The organism is Nonomuraea longispora, from assembly GCF_004348345.1.
GTDB classification, from domain to species: Bacteria; Actinomycetota; Actinomycetes; order Streptosporangiales; family Streptosporangiaceae; genus Nonomuraea; species Nonomuraea longispora.
The window spans coordinates 18,902-30,658 of sequence record NZ_SMJZ01000097.1 but is presented as its reverse complement, the minus strand read 5'-3'; the positions used below and the strand labels follow the sequence as shown (position 1 = coordinate 30,658).

Here is an 11,757-nt window from a genome sequence, read left to right as displayed (position 1 = left end):
GGCTGACTCCGAGCCCGCCGGCCGCGAGGACCGCGGTGTTGGCCAGCAGGAATTTACGTCGTGACACCATGTGCGATCTCTGCTCCTGCGAGGGGGACAGGAATGACATCGTTGTCATTGCCAGTGAACGTAACAACATGACGTAAGGATGTCCATGGCGTAAACCGCGCAATTCCCCCGCAGCCCCGCCGGCCACGGCTCCCTCAGCCGGGCGGCAGGGCGAACCCGCGCAGTTCCGTCCGCGACGACAGGCCCAGCTTGCGCAGCACGCTGGACACGTGGCTTTCCACGGTACGCCGCGACAGGAACAACTCCGTGGCGATCTCCTGGTTCGTCCTGCCCGCCGCGGCGAGGAGCGCCACCTCGCGTTCGCGCGCCGACAGCGACCGGCCGTGCGAAAGCCGCCCGCCCCGCCACGGGTAGGGGATGGGCACGCCGTTCCGCCGCATGACCCGGCCGACCCGCGCGATGTCCCGGTCCGCGCCCATGGCCCCGTACAGGCGCAGCGCGCCCTCCAGGCAGTCGCCGCCGGCGGCGCCGCGCAGGCGGCCCAGCCGCTCGAAGGCGTGGGCCTCGTCGTAGCGCAGCCCGGCCTCGCCCAGCGTCGTACGCGCCGCGTCCAGCAGCCGGTCGGCCTCCACCTCGCCGCCCCGCGAGCGCGCCAGGACGCCCCGCGCGGTCAGCAGCGCGGCCTGCGCGACCGGCGCGTCGGCGCCCTCGATGCCGGCGGCGAGCTCGGACACCAGCCCGGCCGCCCCGCCCGCCTCGCCGACCGCGTCCATGGCGTCCACCAGGCACAGTACGGTCTCGGCTCCCCACACCCAGTTGCCCTTGGCCCGGACCAGGGCGAGCCCGGCCGTGGCCTGCTCCGCGGCGGCCGCGGGGTCGTCCAGGCCGAGCAGCAACCGCGACAACGCCATGCGCGCCGGAATGAGCGGCCACACCGCACCCACCCGCTCGGCGACCGTGATCACCTGTCCCAGGCACTCCGCGGCCTCCTCGGCCGGCCCGATGGCCGCCAGCAGCGTGCCGTGCAGCAGCCGCGAGTCCAGGAACGCCGCCGCGAACGTCGCCGCCGGCCCCGCCAGCCTGCGGGCCCGGCGCTCCAGCCCGTCCCAGCGTCCCGCCGCCCGGTCCACGGCGGCGGTGACCAGCTCGACGACCTCCGCCACCCGCAGGTACTCCGCCTGGTCGGCCACCCGCCGTCCCTCGGCGAGCAGCGACTCGGCGCGGTCGAGCCGCCCGATGTGCAGCGCGCCCTGCGCCCAGTTGAGGCAGGCGCGGGCGTGCTCCCTCGGCACGGCGCGGAGCCGGTCGTCGCGCAGCAGGTCGTCGATCAGCCGCCGGCTGCCCGGGTCACCCTGTTCGAGCAGGAGCGAGGCCCGCGCGATGCGTACCGCGATGTGCACGTCGCGCTCCCCGCTGCGGCGGGCGGCCCGCTCGGCCTGGTCGCAGCGGGCGGCGTGCTCGCGGACGTGCCGGTCGGGCACGGTCTCGGGCGCGGCGAGCACGGCGAGCGCCCGCCCGAGGAGGGCGGGCCGGTCCCCGAGGTCGTCCACCGCCCGCTCGATCTGCAGGTAGCCCGCCCGCGCCTCGCCCTGCTGGCGCAGCATGCGTCCGAGCGCGAAGCGCAGCTCTCCGCGCAGGTGGGCGGGCAGCGGCTCGCTCGCCAGCAGGCGTTCGAGAATGGGTACGGACTCCGCGTGCGCCAGCCCGTCCACCGCGGCCCGGCCGAGCTTGACGGCCAGCCGCACGCGCACGTCGCCGGCCAGTTCGTCGGTCTCCAGCGCCCGCAGCAGGAACCTCGCCGCGGTGGCGTCGTTGCCGTGGGCGAGGGCCGTGTCGGCGGCGGCCTCGGCGTTGCCGACGAACTCCGCCGTCCGGCCCGCGAGCCGGTAGTGGTGGGCGAGCCTGGCCACGGGTTTCTGGCCCGGCTCTCGTTCCAGGGCCTGCGCGGTCTTGAGATGCGACCAGCGCCGCCCGGCGACGGGCACCGACTCGTACACGATCTGCCGGGCCAGCGTGTGCCTGAACCGGCAGCGGCCGTCGTCCTCGTGCAGCAGCCCGATCGCCTGCGCTGTCGCGAGGGCTTTGACGATCTCCTCCGGGTCGCGGCCGGTGACCTCGGCGAGCATCCGGTCGTCGGGTGTCACGCCGATGACGGCGGCGGCCCCGAGGATCTCGCGTATCGGCTCGTCGAGCGCGGCCAGGCGGCCCACCACCACGTCGCGCAGCACGGTGGGGACGGCGAGGTCGGCCAGCACGTCGGGCCGCCTGGGGATCTCGTGGGCGGGCAGCCGCTCCAGCAGCGTGCGGAGCACCTCCTCCACGACGAACGGGATGCCGCCGGTCGCCTCGTGCAGCGGCGCGGCGAACGTACGCGGGAGATCGGTCCCCAGGATGCCGCCCGCCAGCTCCTCCACATCGGGCGGGCTCAACGGGGTGAGGCTGATCACCCGAGCGGGGCCGGACGGAGCTCTGGCCAGTGCCTCGCGGATGGGCAGCGGGCCCGTCTCGGTACGGGCCGTGAGGATCACCGACAGCTCGCGCGGCTGGTGGGAGGCCAGGAAGGCGAGGAAGTCGTGCGTGCCGCCGTCGGCCCAGTGCACGTCCTCCAGGACGAGCACCAGCGGGCTGAGGCGGTCGAGCAGCGCGACGGCGGCACGGAACACCCGGTGCCGCTCGGCCCGCTGGTCGGGTAAGGCGGGCAGCGGCGGCGGCAGATGCCCGGCGATCTCGGGCAGGAGCGGCGCCAGCGCCCCGATCACGGGGTTGGCCGGGCGGGAGGCGGCGAGCTCGGCACCGGCCGTTCGGAAGGCGTCGAGCAGCGGCGACAGCGGCAGCGGCTCCTGGAGCTGCTCGCACTGGCCCACGAGCCGGCGCACCGGCACGCCGGCCGGCGCCCGTGCGTGCTCTGACGTGGCGAAGAGCTCCGCCACCAGCCGGCTCTTGCCGATCCCCGCCTCGCCCTCGACCAGGGCGAGCGACGGCGGTGCGGCGACGACGGCGCGGAGCAGCGCGAGCTCGGCCCGGCGCCCGACGAGCACGTCGGACAGGGCGCCTGAGGGAGCGATGCGGGCCGGGCCGAAGGGCATGGCTCACCCCCATTGCCGCCCCGATGGCGATAGATCAGCGTCAACAATCTACATGGCCTGGCAGAGCCGGGGGTTCACCGTTGATCGAGTTTCGCGGTTGCCCATAACGGGTAGAGCCGACGTAAATTCTGAGCTACCTGTTAACCAGGAGCACCAGATGTCCCGAATCACGTTGACCGCTGCCGCACGTGAAGCGCTGGGCGACGACGAAGTGGTGTTCTTCGACTGGCACGTGACCGGGCTCTGCTGCGCCGACGCGGGTGAGTTCTCGGTGCGGTCCCTGCGCCGATCACGACTACCCCGGCGCGCACGCCCGCTCGGAACCGACCTGGTGTACGCGCACCCGACCGCCTGGGTACATCTCACCGACCTCCCCGTCATGATCGACTGCCGTCCGCTGTGGCGATGGCGGCGCTTCACCACCGATCTGCCGCCGGACGCCGGTCTGCGCTGCTGCCTGGGGCGCCCTCTGTATGGCTCACAAGATGGGAGGTAACCGGTGAAACTGCGCTCCATCATCATCTGGACGGCGGTCGCACTCGTCGGTGCCGCGGGATGGGCCGTGCTGGCCCTGTCCAGAGGCGAGGACGTCAACGCGGTCTGGCTGCTCGCCGCCGCGCTCGGCTCGTACGCCATCGCCTACCGCTTCTACGCCCGCTTCATCGTGCGCAAGGTGCTGGGCGCCGACGACCGCAGGGCCACCCCGGCCGAGCGGCTCGACAACGGCATCGACTACCACGTGACCGACCGGCGCATCCTCTTCGGCCACCACTTCGCCGCCATCGCCGGCGCGGGGCCGCTGGTCGGACCCGTACTGGCCGCGCAGATGGGCTTCCTGCCCGGCACCATCTGGATCGTCGCCGGAGTGATCTTCGCCGGGGCCGTGCAGGACATGGTGATCCTGTTCTTCTCCATGCGGCGCAACGGGCGCAGCCTCGGGCAGATGGCCCGCGACGAGATCGGTCCGGTCGGCGGGGCAGCCGCGCTCGTCGCCGTCTTCGCCATCATGATCATCCTGCTCGCTGTGCTGGCGCTGGTCGTGGTCAACGCCCTGGCGCAGTCGCCATGGGGTGTCTTCTCCATCGCGATGACCATCCCGATCGCCCTGTTCATGGGCTTCTACCTGCGGGTGATCCGGCCGGGCAGGGTCGTCGAGACCACCGTCATCGGCGTCGCGCTGTTGCTGCTCGCGATCGTGGCCGGCGGCTGGGTGCAGGACTCGAGCTGGGCGCCGTTCTTCACACTCAGCCCGTCGGCCCTGGCGCTCTGGCTCATCGCGTACGGGTTCGTCGCCGCCGTGCTGCCCGTGTGGATGTTGCTCGCGCCGCGCGACTACCTGTCGACGTTCATGAAGATCGGCACCATCGCGCTGATCGCCATCGGCATCGCCGTCACCATGCCGACGCTGAAGACCCCGGCCTTCACCGACTTCGCGTTCAACGGTGAGGGGCCGGTGTTCGCCGGGTCGTTGTTCCCGTTCGTGTTCATCATCATCGCCTGCGGGGCGCTGTCGGGCTTCCACGCGCTCATCTCGTCCGGCACGACGCCCAAGATGATCCAGAAGGAGTCGCAGGTCCGGATGATCGGCTACGGCTCCATGCTCATGGAGTCGTTCGTGGCCGTCATGGCCATCACGGCCGCCTGCGTGCTGACCCCCGGTCTCTACTTCGCGATGAACTCCCCCGCGGGCGTCGTCGGGGCCACCGTCGAGAGCGCCGCCCAGGCCGTGACGAACCTCGGCTTCGTCATCACGCCCGAGCAGCTGTCGGCGGCGGCGGAGGCCGTACAGGAGGAGACGCTGATCGCCAGGACGGGCGGAGCGCCCACCCTCGCCGTCGGCATCTCACAGATCTTCTCCGGCTTCCTCGGCGGAGCGGGCTGGCAGGCGTTCTGGTACCACTTCGCGATCATGTTCGAGGCGCTGTTCATCCTCACCACCGTGGACGCCGGCACCCGCGTGGGACGGTTCATGCTCCAGGACACGATCGGCAACGTGTGGAAGCCGGTCTCCCGCGTGAGCTGGTGGCCCGGCCTGATCGTCACCAGCGCCGTCGTCGTCGCCGCCTGGGGCTACTTCCTCTACCAGGGCGTCAACGACCCGCTCGGCGGCATCAACCAGCTCTTCCCGCTGTTCGGCATCGCCAACCAGTTGCTCGCCGCCGTGGCGCTCACCGTCGCCACCACCCTGCTGATCAAGAGCGGGCGGCTGAAATGGGCCTGGGTGACGGCCATCCCGCTGGCCTGGGACGCCGCCGTCACGCTCACGGCCAGCTGGCAGAAGGTGTTCTCGCCAGACCCGACGCTCGGCTTCTTCTCCCAGCGCGACCGCTACCAGACGGCCCTCGACCAGGGGCAGCTGCTCGCACCCGCCAAGTCGGTGGGCGAGATGGAGCAGATCGTGATCAACTCCACCGTCGACGGCGTCCTGGCCGCGCTGTTCGCGATCCTCATCATCGTCGTCATCCTGGACGCGCTGCGGGTGTGGATCAGAGTGATCAGGAGCGGCGAGACGCTGCCGACCGCCGAGGCGCCGTTCGAGGAGTCCAAGATCCTCGCACCGGCCGGTCTCATCGCCACCCGGGAGGAACGCGCGATGATGGCGAAGGCGTCGCCCGACGGCTGACCGCGTCGCCGTTCCGCCGGTGCATGCACGTACGGCTGAAATCCGCCGGCGCGCCGAAGCCCCACCGGGCGGCGATCCGGCGGATCGGCACGTCGGCCAGAACGGCGTCGGCGAGGTCGCGGCGGGTACGCCTCAGCCGAGATGTGGTGCGCCCGCGCGATGGAACGCGGGGTCAGCCGGTGGTCGTGCAGGTGAGCCTGGATGTAGGCGCGTGTCCGTCCGGCGAGGTCCTGCCGCCGGAAGCTCGCCCGCTCCCCGCCGCCGGGTCCGGGCGTACGCCTCCAGCTCGGCACGCATCGATCCCCTCCTGGTCGTCGTTGCACGGCGTGATCGAGAACGGTCGCATGCGTTGAGCGCGGGCGTACGCGGCTCCGCCACCTGAGTGGGGGAAGACGGGCATCGCCGTGTGGCAGAACAACGGAGTGCACCACCGCGCGCGGAACGATCGTCAGGTCGTGCCCGCCGACTGCCGCCATTCCAGCGCCTCCGCGGTGTCGCGGTATTCCAGCAGGTGCTGACCGGCGATCTCCCGCAGCAGGTCGCGGACCTCCGCCGGGGTCGCGCGGAAGAACCCGCGCCGGAGGTTGACCTTGTTGAGCCGCCGCTCGTCCAGCGCCGCGTGCAGCCGCGCCTCGAGCCCCACGGCGTCCTCGCTGAAGACCAGCGCGTGCGTGTCGAACCCGAACGGCACCGACGCGTCGCCCAGCTCGCGCACCTGGTCCTCCGGTTCCAGCCGGCGCGTCATGCCGATCTTCACGACGTCCTCGCCGAACGCCCCTATGTTGGAGATCACGTACACGTACCCGGCTCTGGTGTCGGCCTCGCGCGCCTCGACGGCGGCGACCGCGGCGCCGAGCTCCGCCAGCTTGGCCTCCAGCTCCGCCACGCTGTCCTGGGACGCGGCGCCGCTCTGGGCCGGCCTGGCCAGCGCCGCCCGGTAGTGGGCCTCCTCCTTGCGCAGCCGCGTCTTCTCCCGCTCGAACTCGCGGCGCGCGGCCTCCTCCTCCCGCTGTCGTTCCCGCTGGGCGCGGACGAGTTCCTTCTCCTCCTCCTGCTTGGCGAGATAGTCGGCGGTCAGCTGCAGCTCGTAGATCCTGGTGCGGTGATATTCGGGGTTGACGTGGATGCTCATCGTCCGCCCCAGCCGCACGATCGTGTCCACGGCCTTCTCCAGGCGTTCGATCGCGGACTGCAGTTTGTACGGCCGCATCGTGCGCACACAGTTGTCCGCCTCCGCGTTGTAGGCCCGCGCCATCAGCTTGGAGAAGTCGCGGACCATCTTGCGCCCCTCGGCGGCCGACCCGTTCACCTGCCGGCCGGTGGTGCCGACGACGGCCCGCCCTTCCTTGGCCATCTCCTTGATGCGCGCCTTGACCTGCGCGAGGCGTTCCTTGTAGGCGACGGCGTCGCTCAGCGGGTGGCGGTATTCGTAGACGCCCACCTCCTGCAGCAGCGCGGTCTCCTCCGTCCACATGATCCGCTGCTCCGCCTCCCGCAGCCGCCGGGTCGCGTCGTCGAGCGCGGCGAGCAGCCGCTCGTACTCGTCGCGCAGCTCGCGGGTCAGCTCCGCGATCCGCATGGCGTCCATGCCGCACAGCCGTTCCACCCAGGCGCGCAGCAGGTCGTTCTCTTCCTCCAGGCGTCTGCGTCCGCCGAACAGCCGGCCGCTCCTGCGTTCGGGAGACTGCGGCGGGGCGTCCTCCGCGACCCAGAACTGCCAGTCGGCGGGGGCCTGAGGCCACGCCGGGTCGGGCTGCCATCCCTGCGGCGGCCACCAGCCGGGCGGCGGCTCGGGCCAGCCCGGAGGAGGATTGAACCGGTATCGAACCATAGGCGCTCCTCGCAGGTGAGACGACAGGCCCACACTGGAGAGATAGCTGTGCGCCCCCGAAGAGTTACAGTACGCAGCGGCGAGGCGGGAGGGGCGCCGCCGGGCAACGCACCGGCGCCGTGGCGTGAATGGGCTCGGTACGGGTCGCGGGCCGTGCGGTTGAGCACGGCGTCCAACACCGCCGAGCAGCGCCGGACGGTCAGGGCACGGGCCCTCCGACCCGCTCGGCCACGCCGGGGCGCCGTCGGTGGGCGGCGAAGAACGCGCGGGCGGAGGCCGGCAGCCAGAGGGCGGCGATCATCAGGAGGTGGATGACGTCGGCGGAGATGACGGCCCAGTAGTACTCGGAGCCGGCGGCGGCCGAGACGAACCCGGCGAGGGTGGCGACGATGAGGTAGACGGTGAGGGCGACGCGAGCCCAGCGGCGGCCCTTGAGCGCCTTGAGCACGAACCAGATGACGAGGACGACGTCCAGGGCGTGCAGGACGACCGCGTACGTGACGGCGGCGTTGATCGCGAAGTCGAGGTGGGCGGGGTCGAGGTCGGGGTTGTCGCGCATGACGGACGCGCCGGTGAAGTCGCGGTCGAAGGCCATCAGCAGCGGCAGGGCGACATAGACGGCGACCAGGACGATCACCGCGGGGACGAGCAGGCGGAGCGAGGCCGGAACACCTTTTTCTTGGTACGGGCGTACTACCATAGCGGTTATGCTAACACGACTGAGCTAACATAATTTCCATGCCCAGGCTTATCGATCATGAACAGCGGCGCGAAGAGCTCGCCGAAGCGGCCTGGCGAGTGATCATGCGCCACGGCATAGGCCGCGTCTCCGTGCGCATGGTCGCCGCCGAGGCGGGGGTCTCCGCCGGATCGCTGCGCCACGTCTTCAGGACGCAGGGCGAGCTGCTGGTCTTCACCATGCAGCTCGTCGTCAACCGCGTCCAGGCCCGCATGGCCGCCATCCCGCCCCACCCCACCATCCGGCAGAGCGTCGAGGCCGTGGCGCGCGAACTGCTGCCGCTCGACGCCGAGCGGCGCGCGGAGATGGAGGTCAACCTGGCGCTGTTCAGCGCCGCCACCGCCGAAACGTCCCTCCAAGGCCCCCGCGAGGAAGCGTTCGAGGCCCTGCGCGACGCCTGCCGCTGGATGATCTCCGCCCTCGACAACGGCACCGACCTGGCACCGGGGCGCGACCCGGAGATCGAGGCCCTGCGCCTGCACGCCGTCATCGACGGACTCGCCGCCCACCTCGTCTACGAGCCGCCCACGGCCGACACGAGCTGGGCGACCAAGGTCCTCACCACCCACCTGGACTCGCTGGCGGCTTCCGCGCCCTGATCGCCCCGGTTATGGTCATGATCCGTGACCGAGAGCCCTGCTTCGCCGGTGTTCGTCCGGCCGGGCGCGGCTCCGGAGGAGATCGAGCAGGCGTTCCGAGGGCGGCACGCGGCCCGTGCGGCGGGTGGCCTCGGCCCCCCGCCGCATCGCCGGACGCCTGCTCGTCGATCTTCGTCCGCGTCATCCTCGTCGCCTGGTGGGGGCGTGGACGACCTGTGGACGATGCTGGAGGATCGCGAGCTGCGGCGGTGCGGCCACGACCGTAGAGGAAGGCTGCCGTGCTGCTGCACACCCCCGCGGTGAACGTCATCGAGTTCATCCGGCCATGAGTCCGGTCAGCCGATGCCGGGACGGCGTGCCGCCCGTTCCCAGGCGCGGGGCTGCGGTCGGCGCGTCCGGACCGGCCGACGGGAACCGGCCCGGACGCGCGGCTCATGCGGCAGGCCGCTCAGGAACGGGTCCACTTCTGGTTGGGCGCCCCCGTGCAGTCCCACAACTGCAGGCGCGCGCCGTTGGCGGTGTTGCCGTCCACCACGTCCACGCACCGGTTGGCCGGGATGTTGACGAGGTCGCCCGCCGGGCTGAGCGTGAAGCGCTGGGCGCCGGTGCCGTTGCACGTGTACAGCTGGATCGGCGTTCCGTTGGCGGTGCCAGCCGCGGCGGCGTCCATGCACTTGCCCATCGCGCGCACCGTGCCGTCGCCGTTGACGGACCACTGCTGGGCGGCGGTCCCGTTGCAGTCGTACATCTGCAGCGGGGCGGCGTCCACGGGCTCGGCGCGGGGGATGTCGATGCAGCGGCCGTTCAGGTTCGACCTCAGCGCGGCGCCGGACCCCGATCCGCCGTCGGTCCACGCGGAGACGCGGACGTAGTCGATCAGCATCGTCTGCGGGAAGGTGGTGCCGGCGTTGGGCGGGCCGGGCCAGTTGCCGCCGACCGCCACGTTCATGATCATGAAGAACGGGTGGTCGAACACCCACCGGTTACCGCGGAGGCTCGCCGGAGTGATCCGGAAATATTCCGAACCGTCCAGGTACCAGATGATGAGGTTGGGTGACCACTCGATCGCGTACCTGTGGAAGGCGTCACCGAGCGGCGCGCCCACCGTACGGCTGCCTCCGATCCCGTCGCCGCCGGAGTAGCCGGGGCCGTGGACCGTGCCGTGCACGGTGTTCGGGACGCTGCCGATGTTCTCCATGATGTCGATCTCGCCGTCGCCCGGCCAGTTGGGCCCGCCGAGCATCCAGAACGCGGGCCAGATGCCCTGACCCCGCGGGATCTTGATGCTCGCCTCGAAGCGACCGTACGTCTGCGTGAACTTCTCGGCGGTCAGGATCCGGCCGGAGGTGTACTGGCAGGTGCCGTAGTGGCACTGCAGGTTGGACGGGTTCTCCCTGCGGGCCGTGATGGCCAGGTGCCCCTGCCCGTCGTGGTAGACGTTGCGGGTCGAGTCGGTGTAGTACTGCAGCTCGTTGTTGCCCCAGCCCCCGCCGCCGATGTCGAACTTCCACTTGGAGCCGTCGACGGACGTCCCCGCGGCGGCGTTGAACTCGTCGGACCAGGTCACCGGCCCGATGTCGGCTTCGGCCCGGGAGGTGCCCGCGACCAGGCCGCTGGTCAGGGTGAGGAGCATGGCCGTGGCCGCGAGGAGGAGCCGGGGTTTGCGCATGGAGACCTCCGGTATGTGGTCTGGCCCCCCGATCAAGTGGATGTAATATCAGCGCCTCTTTCTTGTCAACAAGAAGCTTTACTTATTATTTGTACGCCGCCGCTCCCCCGAGACGCGGCTGGACTCTCCCACGGTGGGAGGGCCCATGCTGGGTTGCCTGCGACATGCGCGTCGGTATTCGGTATGAGGAGAGCGAGACATGACCACCGTGAAGGACGTCGAGGCCCGCGGCATGCACCACTGCGAGACGACGGCGCTCGGCGTGCTGCTCCGGCACGAGGGCCTTGACCTGTCCGAACCGATGCTGTTCGGGCTGGGCTCGGGCCTGTCCTTCCTCTATTGGGACAGCAAGGGCATGGCGTTCCCCTTCCTCGCGGGCCGCGTCAGGCCTTTCGACCTCACCAGGAACCTGGCCGCCAGACTCGGGCTGACGTTGACGGTCAAGGAGACCACCTCGCCGCGCAGGGCGTGGGAGAACGTCACCGCCCCCATCGACGCCGGCCGGCCGGTCGGCCTGCAGCTCGACTCGTACCATCTGGACTATTTCCGCACCAAGGTGCATTTCGGCGGCCACGTCGTCGCCATGTACGGCTACGACGAGCACGACGCCCACCTGGTGGACACCGAGCAGCAGGGAGGAGCGGTCCGCACGAGCCTGGCCGGCCTCGCCAGGGCACGCGCCGAACGCGGCCCTATGACCGCCAGACACCGGTCCTTCACCCTCGCACTCCCCGCTCACCCGCCCGCCTGGCAGGACCAGATCGTCCCCGCCATCAAGCACTGCGCCGACGCCTTCCTCGCCGCTCCCATCGCGAACCTCGGCCACCGCGGCATCGCCAAGTCCGGCACGAAGGTGCCCGGATGGCTGAGCCGCGCCGGCGAGCCGCAGCGGGACCTGCCGCAGGCCGCGCTGCTCATGGACAAGGGCGGCACCGGCGGCGCCCTGTTCCGCGCCCTCTACCGCGACTTCCTCGGCGAGTGCGCCCGGATGGTCGACGACCACCGCCTCCGCACCGCCCACACCCTCTACACCGAGGCCGCCGCCCTGTGGACGGACGTGTCGACCCTGATCGCCAAGGCCGGGGAGAGCGGCGACGCGCGCCACCTCGACCAGGCCGGCACCGTCCTCCACGACCTCGCGCGCATCGAGCAGGACGCCATGCGGGCGCTGCGCCGGTTGTGACCGGCGGGGGCGCCGAGC

General features: G+C 71.3%; 8 protein-coding genes. 4 read left to right on the top strand and 4 right to left on the bottom strand.

Annotated features, from left to right (window positions below):
- Positions 1–203: 203 nt before the first annotated feature.
- Complete coding sequence (locus E1267_RS24130) at positions 204–3,095, bottom strand: ATP-binding protein (RefSeq protein ID WP_132335202.1); 2,892 nt, start codon at positions 3,093–3,095, stop codon at positions 204–206.
- 157 nt (positions 3,096–3,252) lie between these two features.
- On the opposite strand from E1267_RS24130, the gene E1267_RS24125 reads away from it, so the two are divergent.
- Both E1267_RS24125 and E1267_RS24120 read left to right on the top strand, forming a co-directional pair.
- Entirely contained in the window at positions 3,253–3,591 is a 339-nt protein-coding gene (locus E1267_RS24125; RefSeq protein ID WP_132335200.1) for a hypothetical protein, read from the top strand.
- Between the two features lie 3 nt (positions 3,592–3,594).
- Positions 3,595–5,718, top strand: a complete 2,124-nt coding sequence (locus tag E1267_RS24120; protein WP_132335198.1) for a carbon starvation CstA family protein — start codon at positions 3,595–3,597, stop codon at positions 5,716–5,718.
- A gap of 448 nt (positions 5,719–6,166) precedes the next feature.
- Here E1267_RS24120 and E1267_RS24115 read toward each other — a convergent pair whose 3' ends face one another.
- The gene (locus E1267_RS24115; RefSeq protein WP_132335197.1) at positions 6,167–7,549 is read right to left on the bottom strand and encodes an SNIPE associated domain-containing protein; all 1,383 of its coding nucleotides are present in this window, start codon (positions 7,547–7,549) and stop codon (positions 6,167–6,169) included.
- Between the two features lie 199 nt (positions 7,550–7,748).
- Positions 7,749–8,249 carry a hypothetical protein gene (locus E1267_RS24110; protein ID WP_132335195.1) on the bottom strand — a complete coding sequence of 167 codons (501 nt, stop codon included), beginning with the start codon at positions 8,247–8,249 and terminating at the stop codon, positions 7,749–7,751.
- Positions 8,250–8,287: 38 nt separating this feature from the next.
- Here E1267_RS24110 and E1267_RS24105 point away from each other — a divergent pair, with 38 nt between their 5' ends.
- On the top strand, positions 8,288–8,887 hold the full coding sequence (locus E1267_RS24105) for a TetR/AcrR family transcriptional regulator (RefSeq protein WP_132335193.1): 600 nt from the start codon (positions 8,288–8,290) through the stop codon (positions 8,885–8,887).
- Between the two features lie 448 nt (positions 8,888–9,335).
- On the opposite strand, the gene E1267_RS24100 is transcribed toward E1267_RS24105, so the two are convergent.
- Entirely contained in the window at positions 9,336–10,556 is a 1,221-nt protein-coding gene (locus E1267_RS24100; protein ID WP_132335191.1) for a glycoside hydrolase family 16 protein, read from the bottom strand.
- A gap of 199 nt (positions 10,557–10,755) precedes the next feature.
- On the opposite strand from E1267_RS24100, the gene E1267_RS24095 reads away from it, so the two are divergent.
- Entirely contained in the window at positions 10,756–11,739 is a 984-nt protein-coding gene (locus E1267_RS24095) for a BtrH N-terminal domain-containing protein (RefSeq protein WP_132335189.1), read from the top strand.
- Positions 11,740–11,757 lie beyond the last annotated feature (18 nt).